16 protein-coding genes are annotated in these 17471 nt (G+C 73.3%); 13 read left to right on the plus strand and 3 right to left on the minus strand.

Annotation, left to right across the window (positions count from 1 at the left end; all coding sequences use genetic code 11):
* Window positions 1–9: 9 nt before the first annotated feature.
* The 6 genes from ACZ4U4_RS28965 (at window position 10) to ACZ4U4_RS28990 (ending at window position 7535) form a co-directional block, all read left to right on the plus strand.
* Entirely contained in the window at window positions 10–1107 is a 1098-nt protein-coding gene (locus ACZ4U4_RS28965) for a polyprenyl synthetase family protein (protein WP_467880285.1), read from the plus strand.
* A gap of 104 nt (window positions 1108–1211) precedes the next feature.
* Entirely contained in the window at window positions 1212–3203 is a 1992-nt protein-coding gene (gene shc / locus ACZ4U4_RS28970) for a squalene--hopene cyclase (RefSeq protein WP_467880288.1), read from the plus strand.
* Window positions 3203–3850, plus strand: a complete 648-nt coding sequence (locus ACZ4U4_RS28975) for a phosphorylase family protein (RefSeq protein ID WP_467880291.1) — start codon at window positions 3203–3205, stop codon at window positions 3848–3850. The genes shc and ACZ4U4_RS28975 overlap by 1 nt, the downstream gene beginning before the upstream one ends.
* Before the next feature lie 5 nt (window positions 3851–3855).
* Window positions 3856–4878 (plus strand): adenosyl-hopene transferase HpnH, encoded by a 1023-nt coding sequence (hpnH, locus tag ACZ4U4_RS28980; protein ID WP_467880293.1) that lies wholly within the window; start codon window positions 3856–3858, stop codon window positions 4876–4878.
* Window positions 4879–4950: 72 nt separating this feature from the next.
* A complete protein-coding gene (locus ACZ4U4_RS28985) occupies window positions 4951–6333 on the plus strand; it encodes an aspartate aminotransferase family protein (protein ID WP_467880296.1) in 1383 nt (460 codons plus the stop codon).
* 26 nt (window positions 6334–6359) lie between these two features.
* The gene (locus ACZ4U4_RS28990; RefSeq protein WP_467880298.1) at window positions 6360–7535 is read left to right on the plus strand and encodes a serpin family protein; all 1176 of its coding nucleotides are present in this window, start codon (window positions 6360–6362) and stop codon (window positions 7533–7535) included.
* A 28-nt stretch (window positions 7536–7563) separates the two neighbouring features.
* Here ACZ4U4_RS28990 and ACZ4U4_RS28995 read toward each other — a convergent pair whose 3' ends face one another.
* Window positions 7564–8370, minus strand: coding sequence for a tyrosine-protein phosphatase (locus ACZ4U4_RS28995; RefSeq protein ID WP_467880301.1), 807 nt, complete (start codon window positions 8368–8370; stop codon window positions 7564–7566).
* 274 nt (window positions 8371–8644) lie between these two features.
* Here ACZ4U4_RS28995 and ACZ4U4_RS29000 point away from each other — a divergent pair, with 274 nt between their 5' ends.
* Window positions 8645–9445: an SGNH/GDSL hydrolase family protein gene (locus ACZ4U4_RS29000; RefSeq protein ID WP_467880304.1), complete on the plus strand. Its 801-nt coding sequence runs from the start codon at window positions 8645–8647 to the stop codon at window positions 9443–9445.
* Between the two features lie 75 nt (window positions 9446–9520).
* Here ACZ4U4_RS29000 and ACZ4U4_RS29005 read toward each other — a convergent pair whose 3' ends face one another.
* A complete protein-coding gene (locus tag ACZ4U4_RS29005; RefSeq protein WP_467880307.1) occupies window positions 9521–9976 on the minus strand; it encodes an ATP-binding protein in 456 nt (151 codons plus the stop codon).
* 134 nt (window positions 9977–10110) lie between these two features.
* Between ACZ4U4_RS29005 and ACZ4U4_RS29010 the strand changes: the two genes are divergently transcribed.
* Genes ACZ4U4_RS29010 through ACZ4U4_RS29020 form a run of 3 tightly spaced genes read left to right on the plus strand, consistent with a single transcriptional unit; the run spans window position 10111 to window position 12146 of the window.
* Window positions 10111–10980, plus strand: coding sequence for a helix-turn-helix domain-containing protein (locus tag ACZ4U4_RS29010; RefSeq protein ID WP_467880310.1), 870 nt, complete (start codon window positions 10111–10113; stop codon window positions 10978–10980).
* A 3-nt stretch (window positions 10981–10983) separates the two neighbouring features.
* Window positions 10984–11262, plus strand: a complete 279-nt coding sequence (locus ACZ4U4_RS29015; protein ID WP_030287833.1) for a DUF397 domain-containing protein — start codon at window positions 10984–10986, stop codon at window positions 11260–11262.
* A complete protein-coding gene (locus ACZ4U4_RS29020; protein WP_467880313.1) occupies window positions 11259–12146 on the plus strand; it encodes an SAM-dependent methyltransferase in 888 nt (295 codons plus the stop codon). The genes ACZ4U4_RS29015 and ACZ4U4_RS29020 overlap by 4 nt, the downstream gene beginning before the upstream one ends.
* Before the next feature lie 32 nt (window positions 12147–12178).
* Here ACZ4U4_RS29020 and ACZ4U4_RS29025 read toward each other — a convergent pair whose 3' ends face one another.
* A complete protein-coding gene (locus ACZ4U4_RS29025; RefSeq protein WP_467880316.1) occupies window positions 12179–13129 on the minus strand; it encodes a carbohydrate kinase family protein in 951 nt (316 codons plus the stop codon).
* A 299-nt stretch (window positions 13130–13428) separates the two neighbouring features.
* Between ACZ4U4_RS29025 and ACZ4U4_RS29030 the strand changes: the two genes are divergently transcribed.
* From ACZ4U4_RS29030 to ACZ4U4_RS29040, 3 genes are all read left to right on the plus strand, one after another.
* Window positions 13429–14844 carry an NAD(P)/FAD-dependent oxidoreductase gene (locus ACZ4U4_RS29030; protein ID WP_467880319.1) on the plus strand — a complete coding sequence of 472 codons (1416 nt, stop codon included), beginning with the start codon at window positions 13429–13431 and terminating at the stop codon, window positions 14842–14844.
* 84 nt (window positions 14845–14928) lie between these two features.
* Entirely contained in the window at window positions 14929–15804 is an 876-nt protein-coding gene (locus tag ACZ4U4_RS29035) for a GNAT family N-acetyltransferase (protein WP_467880322.1), read from the plus strand.
* A 264-nt stretch (window positions 15805–16068) separates the two neighbouring features.
* Window positions 16069–17301 carry an MBL fold metallo-hydrolase gene (locus ACZ4U4_RS29040; RefSeq protein ID WP_467880325.1) on the plus strand — a complete coding sequence of 411 codons (1233 nt, stop codon included), beginning with the start codon at window positions 16069–16071 and terminating at the stop codon, window positions 17299–17301.
* Window positions 17302–17471: the final 170 nt, after the last annotated feature.

Raw genomic sequence — 17471 nt, forward strand, 5'->3', positions numbered from 1 at the left:
AGCGCTCGCATGAGCACGAGCATCGGAAACAGAGGAGAAACCGTGAACCCGGCTTCCCCAGCTATCGACACCGAGAGCGTCACCGCGCTGCTGGAGCGCGGGCGCACGCTCGCCACTCCCGTGCTGCGTGCCGCCGTGGACAGACTCGCCCCTCCCATGGACACCGTCGCCGCCTACCACTTCGGGTGGATCGACGCCGCGGGTCACCCCTCGGCGGGCGACGGCGGCAAGGCGGTACGTCCCGCGCTCTCCCTGCTGTCCGCCGAGGCCGCGGGCGCGGCGCCGGAGGTCGGCATCCCCGGCGCGGTCGCCGTCGAGCTGGTGCACAACTTCTCGCTGCTCCACGACGACCTGATGGACGGCGACGAGCAGCGCCGCCACCGCGACACGGTCTGGAAGGTGCACGGCCCGGCCCAGGCGATCCTGGTCGGCGACGCGCTCTTCGCCCTCGCCAACGAGCTGCTGCTGGAACTCGGCACCGTCGAGGCCGGCCGCGCCACCCGGCGTCTGACCACCGCCACCCGTAAGCTGATCGACGGTCAGGCGCAGGACATCTCGTACGAGCACCGCGAGCGGGTCACCGTCGCGGAGTGTCTGGAGATGGAGGGCAACAAGACCGGCGCGCTGCTGGCCTGTGCCGTCTCCATCGGTGCGGTGCTCGGCGGCGCCGACGACCGCACCGCCGACACCCTGGAGAGGTACGGCCACCACCTCGGCCTCGCCTTCCAGGCGATCGACGACCTGCTCGGCATCTGGGGCGACCCGGACTCCACCGGCAAGCAGACCTGGAGCGACCTGCGCCAGCGCAAGAAGTCGCTGCCGGTCGTCGCCGCGCTGGACGCCGACGGCCCGGCCTCGCGCCGGCTCGCCGAGATCCTGGCGGCCGACGCGAAGAAGTCCGAGGACGAGATCGCCGACTTCACGGAGGAGGAGTTCGCCTCCCGTGCCGCACTGATCGAGGAGGCCGGGGGCCGCGAGTGGACCTCGCAGGAGGCCCGCCGCCAGCACGCCACGGCCATCGCCGCGCTCGACGAGGTCGAGATGCCCGAGAAGGTCCGCGCCCAGCTCGTCGCGCTCGCGGACTTCGTCGTCGTACGACAGAGATGAGCACTATCGACACGAACTGATCGCAGTCGCCGGCCGGTGCCAGCCGGGCGCCGGCCGACGGAATCCCTGAGCACGCTTCACAGTTCACTGCAGAAGGGGAAGCCATGACAGCGACGACCGACGGAAGCACCGGGGCGCTGCCGCCCCGGGCCCCCTCGGCCAGTGATGCCGCCGCGCACACCGGAGATCCGGCGGGCATCGCACAGCAGGCCCGGCGTGCGACGGAGCGCGCCACCGCATATCTCCTCTCCGTCCAGGACCCCGCCGGATGGTGGAAGGGCGACCTCGAGACCAACGTCACGATGGACGCCGAGGACCTGATGCTCCGCCAGTTCCTGGGCATCAGGGACGCGCGGACCACCGAGGCCGCCGCCCGGTACATCCGCGGCAAGCAGCGCGAGGACGGCGCCTGGGCCACCTTCCACGGTGGGCCCGGTGACCTCTCCACCACCATCGAGGCGTATGTCGCCCTGCGGCTCGCCGGGGACGCCCCCGACGCCCCGCACATGGCGCGCGCCGCCGCCCGGGTCCGCGAGGCCGGCGGGATCGCCGCCGCCCGCGTCTTCACCCGCATCTGGCTGGCCCTCTTCGGCTGGTGGAAGTGGGACGACCTCCCCGAACTCCCGCCGGAGCTGATCCACCTCCCGAAGTGGTTCCCGCTCAACATCTACGACTTCGGGTGCTGGGCGCGGCAGACGATCGTGCCGCTCACCATCGTCTCGGCCAAGCGCCCGGTGCGCCCGGCGCCCTTCGGCCTCGACGAGCTGCACACCGACCCGGCCGTCCCGAACCCGCCGCGCCCGCTCGCGCCGGCCACCAGCTGGGACGGCCTCTTCCAACGCCTCGACAAGGCGCTGCACCTCTACCACAAGGTCGCCCTCCGCCCGGTGCGCGCCGCCGCGATGCGCTCCGCGGCCCGCTGGATCATCGAACGCCAGGAGAACGACGGCTGCTGGGGAGGCATCCAGCCGCCCGCCGTCTACTCCGTCATCGCCCTGCACCTGCTCGGCTACGACCTCGACCACCCGGTCCTCAAGGCGGGCCTGGCCTCGCTGGACCGCTTCGCGGTGTGGCGCGAGGACGGCTCCCGGATGGTCGAGGCGTGCCAGTCGCCGGTCTGGGACACCTGTCTGGCCACCATCGCCCTCGCCGACGCGGGGCTGCCCGCCGACCACCCCGCGCTGGTCAAGGCCGCCGACTGGATGCTCGCCGAGCAGATCGACCGGCCCGGCGACTGGACGGTCCGCCGCCCGCACCTCGCCTCCGGCGGCTGGGGCTTCGAGTTCGAGAACGACAACTACCCGGACATCGACGACACCGCCGAGGTCGTCCTCGCACTGCGCCGGGTCGACCACCCGGACCCGCGGCGGATCGAGGAGGCCGTGGCGCGCGGGGTGCGCTGGAGCGCCGGGATGCAGTCGAAGAACGGTGCGTGGGGCGCGTTCGACGCCGACAACACCAGCCCGTTCCCCAACCGGCTGCCGTTCTGCGACTTCGGCGAGGTCATCGACCCGCCGTCGGCGGACGTCACCGCCCATGTCGTGGAGATGCTGGCCGACACCGGCCGCGCGAACCATCCGCGCGCCCGCCGCGGCATCGCCTGGCTGCTGGCCGAGCAGGAGCCCTGCGGTGCCTGGTTCGGCCGCTGGGGCACCAACTACCTCTACGGCACCGGCTCGGTGCTGCCCGCCCTCGCCGCGGCCGGGATCCCCCGCTCGCATCCGGCCGTCCGGCGCGCCGTCGCCTGGCTGGAGCGGGTGCAGAACACCGACGGCGGCTGGGGCGAGGACCAGCGCTCGTACCAGGACAAGGAGACCTGGACGGGCCGCGGCGCCTCCACCGCCTCGCAGACCGCGTGGGCGCTGATGGCGCTGCTGGCCGCCGGGGAGCGGGAGGGCGAGGCCGTCCGGCGCGGGGTGCGCTGGCTGGCCGACACCCAGCTGCCGGACGGCTCCTGGGACGAGCCGTACTTCACCGGCACCGGCTTCCCCTGGGACTTCTCCATCAACTACCACCTGTACCGCCAGGTCTTCCCGCTGACGGCGCTGGGCCGTTACGTGGGCGGCGGACCGGCCGCCGCACCGCTGGGGGCCTGATGCCGAGACGGCCCCCGCCGGAGGGCGAACCGCCCCTGCTGGTCGCCTGCGCGCTCGGCATCGAACGGTTCGCGCTGCGCGGCGGGGGCCGGGACGCGGCCGCCCACGTCACGCTCCGCACCGGCATGGGGCCGGGCGCCGCCGAACGCGCCATGGAGCGGGCGCTCGCCCCGGGCGCGGCCACCGCGCACTCCCCGGTGATCGCCAGCGGCTTCTGCGCCGGGCTCGCTCCCGGTATGCGCCCCGGCGACGTGGTGGTCGCCGAGCGGACCCGCGACCACCGACCGGACGCATCCGACACGACCTGTCACGGCGGCCCGCTGACCGAGGCGCTGCGCTCGCGCGGGCTGCGGGTCCACACCGGGCTGCTCCAGGGCAGTGACCACGTGGTACGCGGCGCGGAGCGGGCGGCGCTGCACGCCGCGGGCGCCGTCGCGGTGGACATGGAATCCGCCGCGACGCTGCGCGCGGCGCGGCTGGCCGGCGACCGCCCGGTTGCGGCCGTCCGGGTGGTCGTGGACGCTCCAGAACATGAACTGCTGCGCCTGGCGACCCTGCGCGGAGGAATATCGGCCTTCCGCGTCCTGCGGTCAGTCCTTCCTGTTTTCTTCGAATGGCACCGTTCTTTGCTGCTCCCCTGGAGGTGAGCCAGATGGCCATGCCGCTCCGCCAGTCCATCCGGGTCGGGACCTATCTCTTTGAACAGAAGCTGCGGAGGCGCGACAAGTTTCCGCTGATCGTCGAGTTGGAGCCGCTGTTCGCCTGCAACCTCAAGTGCGAGGGGTGCGGGAAGATCCAGCACCCGGCGGGCGTGCTCAAGCAGCGGATGCCGGTGGCGCAGGCGGTGGGGGCGGTGCTGGAGTCCGGTGCCCCGATGGTCTCCATCGCCGGTGGCGAACCGTTGATGCACCCTCAGATCGAGGAGATCGTCCGCCAGTTGGTGGCCAAGCGGAAATACGTCTTCCTCTGCACCAACGCGATGCTGCTCCGTAAGAAGCTGGAGAAGTTCACGCCCTCGCGGTACTTCGCCTTCGCGGTGCACATCGACGGGATGCGCGAGCGCCACGACGAGTCCGTCGCGAAGGAGGGCGTGTTCGACGAGGCGGTGGCCGCCATCAAGGAGGCCAAGCGGCGCGGCTTCCGGGTCACCACCAACTCCACCTTCTTCAACACCGACACCCCGCAGACCATCATCGAGGTGCTGAACTTCCTCAACGACGACCTCAAGGTCGACGAGATGATGCTGTCGCCCGCCTACGCGTACGAGAAGGCGCCCGACCAGGAGCACTTCCTCGGCGTCGAGCAGACCCGGGAGCTGTTCAAGAAGGCGTTCGCCGGGGGCAACCGCAGCCGCTGGCGCCTCAACCACAGCCCGCTCTTCCTCGACTTCCTGGAGGGCAAGGCGGACTTCCCGTGCACCGCATGGGCGATCCCCAACTACTCCCTCTTCGGCTGGCAGCGCCCCTGCTACCTGATGAGCGACGGCTACGTCCCCACGTACCGCGAACTCATCGAGGAGACCGACTGGGAGAAGTACGGCCGCGGCAAGGACCCGCGGTGCGCCAACTGCATGGCGCACTGCGGCTACGAGCCGACCGCCGTGCTGGCCACCATGGGGTCGCTCAAGGAGTCGCTGCGCGCGGCGCGCGAGACCGTCGCGGGCAACCGTGACTGACACACCTGCCGGAGCGGCCCGGGCGGTACGCACCGCCCGGGCCGCGGGGAGCGACGGGGAGGGGCGCCACCGGTGACCGGTTTCGATCTGGCCGCACTGCTGGCCGAACGCGGCGGCGAACGCTACGAGCTGCACAGCCGCCATCTCAACCACCAGCTGCCGCGGATGCTGCACACCCTCGGCTTCGACAAGGTCTACGAGCGGGCCGAGGGCGCGTACTTCTGGGACGCCGACGGGCAGGACTACCTCGACATGCTCGCCGGCTTCGGGGTGATGGGCCTGGGCCGCCACCACCCGGTCGTCCGGCAGGCGCTGCACGACGTCCTCGACGCGCAGCTGGCGGACCTCACCCGCTTCGACTGCCAGCCGCTGCCCGGCCTGCTCGCCGAGAAGCTGCTGTCCCACACGCCCCACCTGGACCGGGTCTTCTTCGGCAACAGCGGCACCGAAGCCGTCGAGACCGCCTTGAAGTTCGCCCGCTACGCCACCGGCAAACCCCGCGTCCTTTACTGCACCCACGCCTTCCACGGCCTGACCACCGGCTCCCTGTCGGTCAACGGCGAGGACGGCTTCCGCGACGGCTTCGCCCCGCTGCTGCCGGACACCGCGATCGAGCTGGGCGATCTGGCGGCGCTGGAGCGCGAGCTGCGCCGCGGGGACGTGGCGGCGCTGGTCGTCGAGCCGATCCAGGGCAAGGGCGTGCTGCCGACCCCGCCCGGCTTCCTCGCCGCCGCCCAGGAGCTGCTCCACCGCCACAAGGCCCTGCTGATCGCCGACGAGGTGCAGACCGGCCTCGGCCGCACCGGCGACTTCTTCGCCCACCAGCACGAGGCGGGCGTCGAGCCGGACCTGGTCTGCGTCGCCAAGACGCTCTCCGGCGGGTACGTCCCCGTCGGCGCGACGCTCGGCAAGGACTGGATCTTCAAGAAGGTCTACTCGTCCATGGACCGGGTGCTGGTCCACTCCGCCAGCTTCGGCGCCAACGCCCAGGCGATGGCGGCGGGCCTGGCGGTGCTCGCCGTGATGGAGGACGAACAGCTCGTCGCCCACGCCCGGCACACCGGTGATCTGCTGCGCACCCGGCTGGCCGCGCTCACCGACCGGTACGAGCTGCTGCACGAGGTGCGCGGGCGGGGCCTGATGATCGGCATCGAGTTCGGCCGCCCGAAGTCGCTGGCGCTGCGCGGTCGCTGGACGATGCTCCAGGCGGCCCGCAAGGGCCTGTTCGCGCAGATGGTCGTGGTGCCGCTGCTGCAACGGCACCGCATCCTCACCCAGGTCTCCGGCGACCGCCTGGAGGTCATCAAGCTGATCCCGCCGCTGATCATCGGCGAGCGGGAGGTGGACCGGTTCGTCGACGCGTTCACCGCCGTCATGGACGAGGCGCACGCGGGCTCCGGTCTGATGTGGGACTTCGGCCGGACGCTGGTGAAGCAGGCGGTCGCCCACCGCTGACGGGGCGGCCCACAGGAGGGGGAAAGATGAGCGACGACGCCACGGTGCGGGCCGTCAACGCGATGACGGCCCGCTGGGCGCGGGCGGCCGTGGGGGAGCGGGGCACGGTCCTGGCCGCCGCCGGCGTCTGGCCGCTGCTCGCCCTGCTCACCACCCCGGCCGCCGGCCCGGCCCGCACGGAGCTGGCCGCCGCCCTCGGCACCGCCCCGGAGCGTGCGATGGAAGAGGCCCGCGCGCTGCTCGCCACACTCGACGCGATGGACGGCGCCGACGTGGCCGCCGCGGTGTGGGCCGCCCGCTCCGCCGGGCTGCGCCCGCAGTGGTGCGCGCGGCTGCCGGAGGGCGCGCTCGGCGAGCTGACCGGCGATGCGGCCGCCGACCGCGCCGCCCTGGACGCCTGGGCACGGCGCGGCACCGACGGCATGATCGAACGGATGCCGGTGGCGGTCGGCCCCGGCACGCTGCTGGTGCTGGCGAGCGCACTGTTGCTGCGCACCACCTGGGAGACACCGTTCGCCGAGCGCCCGCTGCGTCTCGTCGAGGGCCCGTGGGCGGGGCGCACGTTGGCGGAGCTGTACCGGCGTACGGAGGACGGTGCGCAGCTGCGGGTGCACCACACGCCGGACGGGCCGCTGACCGACGCCCGGGTCGCGGGGACGAACGGCCTCGACGTCCATCTGCTGCTCGGCCCGGAGCGGCTGCCGGGCGGGGAGGTGCTGGCGCACGGTGTGGCGGCGCTCGGCGGGGCGTACCCGATGGCGCCCGGCGCGGACGGGAACGGCCCGGGGCTCGCGGTCTCCTCGGTGCCGTCCCCGCACGGCCGTCCGCTGACCGAGCTGTGCACCACGCGGTGGACCGTCGACGCCGACCACGATCTGCTGCGGTGGCCCGAGGTGTTCGGGCTCGGCGCGGTGGCGCGGGCGTCGGCCGGGCACTTCCCGGGGATGGCCACGCGGCCGCTGGCGGTCTCCGCGGCGCGGCAGACGGCGACGGCGACGTTCGGGCCGCTCGGCTTCCGGGCGGCGGCGGTCACCGCGATCGGGATGCGTGCGGCGGGCATGGCGCTGGAACCGCCGCTCCGCTCCCGGCTGGTGACGGCGTACTTCACGCGGCCGTTCGGCTTTCTGGCGGTGCACCGGGCGAGCGGGCTGGTGCCGGTCGCCGGGTGGGTCACCGACCCCGATCCGTACCCGGCGGTGTGAGGCCGGGGACGGAGCCGGGGCGCGGGGCTCAGCCCTCCAGGAGCCGGTCGCGCAGCTGCTCGCGGACGGCCGGGGTCAGGCCGAGCCCCTCGGTGAGGTAGGTCTCGGTCGTGCCCCAGGTCGTGGAGATCGCGTCGTAGGCGGCCGCGAGGTAGCCGGCGTCGGCGCCGAACAGCGGCGACAGCAGCTCCATGACCTCGGGGGACATCGCGGCGGGGGAGTTGTCCGAGCGGCGGATCTTGTAGCGCCGGTGCGGGTCGTTCGACTTGAGGTAGTCGGCCTCGATCGCGTCCCGCTCGACGCCGACGGCGAGCAGCGTGACGGCGATCGACAGCCCGGCGCGGTCCTTGCCGGCGGCGCAGTGCAGCAGCGCGGGCGTGCTGTCCTGGGCGAGGGCGTGCAGCAGCCGGCTGTGATCGGCGGTGCGGGTGGTGACGATGTGGCGGTAGCTCTTGGCCATCCGGGCGGCCGCCTTGCCGTCGCCGAGTATCCGGCGCAGCTGATCCAGCGCGCCGTCGCGGACCATGGTCCAGAACTCCGCGCCGTCGGCCGGGTCGGTCAGCGGGATGTTGACGTTCCGTACGCCGGGGAGCGTGACGTCCGGGCCTTCGAGGGCGATGTCCGCGGCGTTGCGGAAGTCGAAGACGGTGTGCAGGCCGAGCCCGCCGAGGAAGGCGGCGTCGGCGTCGGTCGCGTGCGCGAGATGGCCGCTGCGGAACAGCCGCCCCATCCGCACCCGCCGCCCGTCCACGGTCGGCAGCCCGCCCACGTCGCGGAAGTTGCGGACCTCCACGAGAGGGGAATCGGCCGGTGGGACCTGCGGCGTCTGCGTCACGGGCGCTCCTCGGTTCGGCCGCCGGCGCGGTCGCCGGCGAGACGTGGCCGTTCCTGACGATACGACACGGGTGCCGCGGGCAACCATGGTGGGAAGTGACCCTTCCGGTCCGGGAACCGACCGTCTCGGACACAGCGAGCCGCACCTCGGTGACACCGGGCGATCGTTGTGTATTCCAACTTGAAGAGAATTTGACCGGGTGGTATTAATCACCTCCCGTCAACCCCTGGTTACGGTGGCGTAAGTCACTTCTCGCGGTGAAGTATGTCCTGACGTGGGAGACGATTCGAAAAACATCAGCAGCGGCGCCGTGCGCGCCATCGGGTCGTACGCAGCCGTCGGGGACAGCTTCACCGAGGGAGTCGGGGATCCGGGCCGTGACGGGGCGTACATCGGTTGGGCGGACCGCCTCGCGGTCCTCCTCTCGGACCAGTGTGCGGAGGGCGAGTTCCGCTACGCCAACCTCGCGGTCCGCGGCCGGCTCCTGGACCAGATCGTCGAGGAGCAGGTGCCCCGCGCCAAGGAGCTCGCCCCCGAGCTGGTGACCTTCTGCGCGGGCGGCAACGACATCCTGCGGCCCGGCTCGGACCCGGACGACGTCGCCGAGCGGTACGAAGCGGCCGTCGCGGACCTGCGTGAAAACGTCGGCACGGTCCTGCTCTGCACCGGCTTCGACACCCGCGGCATCCCCGTCCTCAAGCACCTGCGCGGCAAGATCGCGACGTACACCGCACACGTCCGCGCCATCGCCGACCGGCACGGCTGCCCGGTCCTCGACCTCTGGTCGCTCAGGTCCGTCCAGGACCGGCGCGCCTGGAGCGACGACCGGCTGCACCTGTCCGCCGACGGCCACACCCGGGTCGCGCTCCGCGCCGGTCAGGTGCTCGGCCTCCAGGTCCCGGCCGACCCGGACCAGCCCTGGCCCCCGGAGGCGGAGCGGTCGGCCGCCGACGCCCGCCGCGACAACATCCACTGGGCGCGCGAGCACCTGGTGCCCTGGATCGGCCGCCGGCTGCGCGGCGAGTCCTCCGGCGACCACGTCGAGCCGAAGCGCCCGGACCTGCTGCCGCTGTAGAGCGAAGGACGACGGCCCCGGAATCCCGTAAGGGATCCGGGGCCGTCGCCCTGTCCGGGCCTGCGCCGCCCGGAGTCAGCCGGTGGCTCCCTCGCGCCCGACCTCGGCCCACACCACCCGGCCACCGCCGTGCTCGTCGGGCCGGGTGCCCCAGTTCCGCGCGAGCGCGCCGACCAGGAAGAGGCCGCGACCGCCCTCCTTGTCCACGCTGCCCGGGCGGACCCGCGGCGCCGCTGCGCCCGCCCCGCCCTCGTCGGTGACGGCTATCCGGACGTACCCCGCGTGCAGCGACAGCTCGCAGCCGACCCGCCGGCTGGCGGTGTGCCGCAGCGCGTTGGTGAACAGCTCGCAGACCACCAGCTCCACGTCGTCACGGACGCCGGGCGCGGTGCCCCAGGCGTGCAGCAGCGCGGTGACCCGGCGCCGTGCCTCGGGGACGGAGGTGCGGCACGCCGGCAGATGGAACGCCTCCCGGCGCCCGGCGGAACAGCCGCGGGGCGCCAACGAAGGGGCGTTGCTGGAGGAAGCCACTACGCAACTATGTGCGATGCCGGTGATCGATGGCAAGGATCAATCTGCAAATTACAGAATCGGATTATGCAGTCTGTTCCCGTAACTGACGGCATGACACACTGCTGCCCGGAAGCAGGCAGAAGGGATCGGACGTGGTGGAAGCACGGGCGGGCGGGGCGCCGACCGTCCTGCGGGTGGTGCTCGGCAAACGGCTGCAGGACCTGCGCGAGAAGGCCGGTCTCTCCTTCGAGCAGGCCGCCGAGGCCCTCGACGTCACCCATGCGACGGTACGGCGGATGGAGAAGGCCGAGGTCGGTCTGAAGATCCCGTACGTGGAGAAGCTGCTGGCCACCTACGGGGTCACCGACCCCACCGAGATCGCGGGCTTCGTCTCCCTCGCCCGCGAGGCCAACCGCCCCGGCTGGTGGCACCGCTTCCGCGACGTCCTGCCCGACTGGTTCAGCGCCTACGTCAGCCTGGAGAGCGAGGCCAACCTCATCCGCGGCTACCAGCCCGCCTACGTCCCCGGGCTGCTGCAGACCGAGGAGTACGCACGGGCGGTGCTGCGCGCCGGGATGCCGCACGCCGCGGCCGACGACATCGACCGCAGCGTCGCCCTCCGCATGGAGCGCCAGTCCCTGCTCACCCGCGAGAACGCGCCGACGCTCTGGGTGGTCATGGACGAAACCGTTCTGCGCCGCCCGATCGGTGACGGCCCGCAGGTGATGCGCGATCAGATCGCCCGCCTCGTGGAGGCCACCGCGCTGCCCAACGTCCGGCTGCAGATCATCCCGTTCGCCGCCGGCCCGCACCCGGCGATGTACGGGCCGTTCCACATCTTCCGCTTCCCGATTCCGGAGCTGCCGGACATCGCGTACGCGGAGAGCCTCGTCGGAGCCCAGTACTTCGACCAGCGCAACGACGTCTCGCAGTTCCTGGAGGCCCTCGACCGGATGTGTGCGCAGGCCGCACCGGCACACGCCACCGAGGACATCCTGGGTGGCTTTCGCAAGGAGATCTGAACCATGGATCGCATACGCATCTACAACGGCATGCCCGCCAAGGAACTGGGCACCGACGGCTGGCACAAGCCCTGGAGCGGCGGCAACGGCGGCGAGTGCGTCGAGGCGATGAGACTGGGCGACGGCCGCGTCGCACTGCGCCAGTCCACCGACCCCGACGGCCCCGCGCTGATCTACACCCACCACGAGATCGTCAGCTTCATCGAGGGCGCCAAGGCCGGGGACGCCGACTTCCTGCTGACCGGCGGCCCGCACCGCCACCCCGAACGGAGAACGGTATGAGCGACGCCGAGATCGCCCGGGGGCCGCTGCGCCTGCCGCTGCCCGACGGCACCGGCCACGGCGGCTTCCGCCCCGAGGAGATCGACACCGGCACCCCGCACCCGGCCCGGATGTACGACTACTATCTCGGCGGTCGCGACAACTACGAGGTCGACCGGATCGCCGCCGACCGCGTCATCGAGGTCCACCCGCAGGTCAAGCTCAGCGCTCGCGCCAACCGCGCGTTCCTCGGCCGCGCGGTCCGCACCCTCGTCGACGGCGGCATCCGCCAGCTCATCGACCTCGGCACCGGCATCCCCACCTCACCCAACACCCACGAGGTGGCCCGCGCGAGCGCCCCGGACACCCGGGTCGTCTACGTCGACAACGACCCGATCGTCGCCACCCACGCCGGGGCGCGCCTGACCGACGCCGACCGCACCGGCTTCGTCCTCGGCGACGTCCGCGACATCCGGTCCGTCCTGGCGCACCCGACCGTACGGCGGCTCATCGACTTCGACCGGCCGGTGGCCGTCCTCCTCCTCGCGGTGCTGCACTTCGTCCGCGAGGACGAGGACCCGGCGGGCATCGTCACCGCCCTCGCCGACGCCCTGCCCGCCGGCAGCCACCTCGTGCTCTCGCACGCCACCGAGGAGCCGTACGAGGAGTTCCCCGGCGGACGCGTCGACGTCACCGCCCGTGACGGCGTCGTCAACGTCTACAAGAACGCCACCGCCACCCTCAACCTCCGCTCCCGGGCCCGGATCACCGAACTCTTCGGCCCGTTCACGCTGCTGGAGCCCGGCGTCGTCCGCGTCCCGCTGTGGCGCCCGGACGGCGAGATCCCGGACGCCGAGGAGCTGAACAACACCATCTTCTACGGGGCGATGGGCCGGAAGGACTGACCGCCCGGGCGGCGGCCGCCGGGCCCCGCGGCTCAGACCGGAACGGTGTCCGCCGCCCCCGCCTGCGGCTCCTCGCCGGCCGCCGCCAACGCCTCCGCGTCCAGCGGCGCGGTGTGCGTCCCCTGCGCGGCACAGGCGTGCGCGCCCGCGAGTGCGCCCCGGCGCGCACACTCCCCGAACTCCATCCCGGCGAGATGCCCATGGAGAAACCCGCTGGTGAACGCGTCCCCGGCGCCGTTGCTGTCCACCACCGGACCGGGCGGCACGGCCGCCGGGACATGGCGCGGGGTGCGGTCCTCCTGGGAGAGCAGGTACGCGCCCCCGGCGCCCGCCGTCGCGATCACCGCGGACGCCCGGCCCTCCCGCAGGATCTCCCGCATCACCGACCCGATCCGCTCACCCGCCCCCGCGGTGCTCAGGAACACCAGGTCGGAGCGGAACGCGAACTCCTTGTGGTGGCAGGTGAGTCCGTCCCAGTCGTGCAGATCCGTGGAGACCGGCAGCCCCAGCGCGGCGATGTCGTCGTACAGGAACCGCGTGAAGTGGGTGATCGACAGATGGACGTGCCGGGCGCGGCGCAGCGCGGGGAGGTAGTGCTCGGGCGGCATCCGCAGATCGAGCGGGTCGCGGGCGTCGTGGAGCGAGGTGCGGCGGCCGTCCGGGGCGACGAGGTTCACCGAACGCCGGGTGCCGTGCGGGGAGATCAGCGGCCGGAAGTCGACACCGGTGCCGGCCAGGCGCTCCCGGATCAGCGTGCCCTGCGGGTCGTCGCCGATGAAGTCGAGGAATCCGGTGCGCAGTCCGAGCGCGGCACAGCCCAGGGCGACGCCGGTGCCGGTGTGGCCCGCATACTCCCGGACCGGCGGCACCGGCACGGAATCGGCAGCGGGGACCGGCAGGGTGGGGACCCGTACGACGGTGTCCACCCCCGATCCGCCGACGACCAGGACGTCATAGGGCTCGGTTCCCGGCTGATGTGTCACAGGCGCATCCCTGGCTGGTGGCGGCGGTCTGCGGACAGGCCGCGTCCGCAGGCCGGATTCTAGCCCCAAGATGCCGCAAAACGGGGCGTCAGGTACAGGATCCGAGGGGGCCGACGGGGGTGGGGAAAACGTGTGCGAACGAGCGCCGGGCGGCGACGGATCTCCTCCGCGCCGAGGCCGGGTCGAGCCGCCGGGAAGGCGTTGACAAGGGGTGACGAGCGCTGAAGTCTGGGCCCCAGGACCGGAGTTGATCACTTGGGGCGGGGCGGCCGGGCGGCGGCCGACCGAGGGGAGCGGGTATGGAACAGCAGCACACCGGCGGCGCACGGGACGCGATCGTGATCGGCGGAGGGCTCGCCGGAATGCTCGCCGCCACCGCCCTGTCGGGCCACGCCGACACCGTCACCGTCATCGAACGCGACCGCTACCCGCAACACCGCGGCTTCCGCAAGGGCGTCCCCCAGGCGCGCCACACCCACATCCTCATCACCGGCGGCCAACGCGCCCTGGACGCCCTGCTGCCCGGCACCTGCACCGCCCTGGTCGAGGCGGGCGCCCACCGCCTCGACCTGCCGCGCGACCTCCTCACCCGCACCCCCACCGGCTGGCCACGCCGGTTCGACGAAGGCCGCCACCACACCCTCAGCGTGACCCGCCCGGTGCTCGACGCCGTCGTCACCGCACGCGCCCGGGCCGCCTTCGCCGACTCCACCACCCGCGTGGAGGTGCGGGAGGCCACCGAGGTCGTCGGACTCACCGGCGACGCCGGGCGCGTCACCGGCGTCCGCATCCGCCCGCGCGACGGCGGCGCCCCGCAGACCCTCACCGCCGCCCTCGTCGTGGACGCCTCCGGACGCAGCTCCCGCGCCCCCCGCTGGTACGCCGAACTGGGCCTGGACGCCCCGCAGGAGGAGAGCGTCGACACCGGACTCGGCTACGCCACCCGGCAGTACCGCCCCGGCCCCGGCGGCATCCCGGACACCGGCGTCAACGTGCCCCACTGGCCGGGCTCCCCGCGCGGCGGCTGCTACCTCCCCGTCGAGGACGGCGTCTGGATGCTGACCCTCGCCGGGATGCACGGCGACCACCCGCCCACAGATCCAGCAGGGTTCCTGGCCTATTGCGCCACCGTCGGCGACCCGTACCTCCACTCCCTGGTCTCCGACGCCGCACCGCTCACCCCCGTCCACGGCTTCCAGGACACCCGCAACCGCCGACGCCGCTACGAACGTTCCGGCGCCTCGCCGCAGGGCTTCCTCGTCCTCGGTGACGCGCACTGCACCTTCAACCCCGTCTACGGCCAGGGCATGTCGGTCGCCGCCCTGGGCGCCCGTGCGCTGCGCGACACCCTGGAGCGCACCGGCGGACTGCTACCGGACACCGCCGCCACCGTCCAGCGGGAGATCGCCGCCGTCACCGACCCGGCGTGGATCGCCGCGATCGGCGCCGACCTGCCCCACCTCCGCGACGCCGACGAGAAGCGGTCCGTCGGGGAGCGGCTGACGGCCTGGTACCTCGACCGGCTGGCGGCCCGCGCGGCCCTCGACCCGGTCGTCGGCGCCGCCCTGCGCGACGTCTTCTGCCTCACCGCCCCGCTGCCCCGCCTCTTCGGCCCCCGGATAGCCGCCCGCACCGTCCTGCTGCCCCGCCGCCCCGCGCTGCCCGCACCGCCGACGGCGCCCGAGCCGGTCCGAGGGGCGGGAGCAGGGGTCTGACCTCGGACGCAACGGCCCCGACGGTCCGGCGGGCGGCCCGGAAAATGCGGTGCACCACGGGCGGCCCCTGCCGGAGACTGCGGCATGACCTGGACCACGACAGCAGACCCCGACGCCTTCGAAACCGCCGCCGGAGCCTTCCTGAGGGCACGGCCGGTCGAGCACACCATGCTCCTCTCCGTCGCCGCGACCCTCCGCGCGACCGGCGCCGACGCCTACGGTGACCACCCGCCGCGCTACGGCTGGTGGCAGGAGAAGGAAGAGGTCGGCGCCGCCTTCCTCTGGACACCGCCGCGCCCGGTGCTGCTCTCGACCATGCCCGAGCGGGCCGCGAGCGCCCTGGCCGGCACCCTGACCGAGGAGCGGCGGCCCGTCCCGGGCGTCGGCGGCGACCACCCGGCCGTCGACGCCTTCGCCACCACCTGGCTGCGCCACCACGGCGGCACCGCCGACACCGTCGAACGCAACCGCCTCCACCGCCTCGGCACGCTCGTGCCCCCGCACCCCGGCCCGCCGGGCGCCGCCCGCCCGGCCACCGCCGCCGACCGCGCCCTCGTCCTGGAGTGGTGCACCGCCTTCGCCGCCGACGCCGGAGTCGCCCCGCCCCGGGACGCCCGTACGGTCGACGACCGGATCGCCCACGGCCGGGTGCTGCTCTGGGAGGACGCCGGACGCCCCGTGGCGATGGCCGCCCACACCGGCGCCGCCGACGGCATCACCCGCGTCGCCCCCGTCTACACCCCACCCGAGCTGCGCGGCCGCGGCTACGCCGGCGCCGTCACGGCGGCCCTGTCCCGGTCGGCCCGCGACGCCGGAGCCCACGAGGTCCTGCTCTTCACCGACCTCGCCAACCCGACCGCGAACGCGCTCTACCAGCGGCTGGGGTACGAACCGGTGCGGGACCGGAAGGTCGTGGAATTCAGCGGGGCGGATGTCACCGAGGCGGGGGCCTCCGAGTAAAGGGGGGCCGAGGCGTAGGGGAGTGCCGTGGCCCGGTGCTCTCCCCGGGGCCGGTCCTGATACCCGGGCCGGTGGACGGGGCTCGCCGGAGCCCGGAGCGTGCACCTCGCCCGGCCTCCACAAGGGCCGCAGGTCGCGCCGTCCCCGGCGCGGAGAGAGGGTGTGGAAGTGCCCGGGCGCCGCGGCCCCCTGGGTGGGCCGGGGGCGGAACCTGCGGCCCGCCCGGTCCGTTCAACGTGGCGACCGCCCGACATTGGAGGTTCCGTGACCGGTCCCCGCCCGCGCCGTACGCCGTGGCGCGCGCTGCGCCCCGCGAGCTTCGGCGCCGCACCCACCGGCGAGCGACTGGCCAGGATGCGCCGGTCACCGCAGTTCGTGGACGGCCAGTTCCGCAACCCGACACCGATCGACCGGTTGCTGCGCGGCTCCGCACTACCGATGGCCCGCGCCCAGCTGAACCGCGAGGCCCGGCTGCGCCGCGCCCCCGCCGCCCCGATACCGCTGCACCGCCCGGCCCCGGGGGAGACCGCCGGGCCACCGCGCACCGGACTGCGCATCACCTGGATGGGGCATTCCAGCGTGCTCGCCGAGATCGACGGCCACCGGCTGCTCTTCGACCCGGTGTGGGGCGAGCGCTGCTCCCCCTTCGCCTGGGCCGGCCCCAAGCGGCTCCACCCGGCCCCCGTCGAGCTGGCCGCGCTGGAGCCCGTCGACGCCGTGGTGATCTCCCACGACCACTACGACCACCTCGACATGGCGACGATCCAGGCCCTGACCGCCACCGGAGCCGCCTTCGTGGTGCCCCTGGGGATCGGCGCCGACCTGGAGTTCTGGGGCGTACCGCCGTCCCGCATCACGGAGCTGGACTGGCACGAGTCCACCCGCGTCGGCGAGCTGACCCTCACCGCCACCCCCGCCCAGCACTTCTGCGGCCGGGGCCTGCGCGGACCCCAGCACACCCTGTGGGCCTCCTGGGCCGTCGCCGGACCCGAGCACCGCATCCACCACAGCGGCGACACCGGATATTTCCCCGGCTTCGCCGAGATCGGTGAACTCCACGGCCCGTTCGACCTGACCATGATCCAGATCGGCGCGTACAGCGAATTCTGGCCCAGGAACCACCCGAGCCACACGCCGCTGCCCGGCGCATGGCCCGACATCCACATGACACCGGCCCAGGGGGTCCAGGCCCACCTCGACCTCCAGGGAGGCGGCCCGTCCGGAGTGCTGCTGCCGATCCACTGGGGCACCTTCAATCTCGCCCCGCACCCGTGGGCGGAGCCGGCGGAGTGGACGAAGGACGCGGCCGAGGAAGTTGGCCAGGCGGTGGCGTTCCCGCGCCCCGGCGAGCCGTTCGAGCCCGCGGGACAGCTGCCCGAGGAGCCGTGGTGGCGGGCCGTGTCCCATCCGATCGCCCATCCCTGGCGCCGCCCGCGCGCCGCCGAGGTCGAGGTGGAGCCGCGCAGCGCCGATCTGGACGTCGCCGGCGAGCGGTGACGCCGTACCCCCGGTCGTTCCGTACCTGAGGGGTCGTGTAAGTTGTTCGAGTTGCCGCGGGGCCGACAGGTCTCCTGGCAGCCGTCCGCCGCATCGCGGCACACCACTACTGCACGACTCCTCACCGGGACGAATTTCGGCATGCCCGAATTTCACACCGCGACGTGATT

It is taken from the genome of Streptomyces sp. NPDC029159 (genome assembly GCF_055564055.1).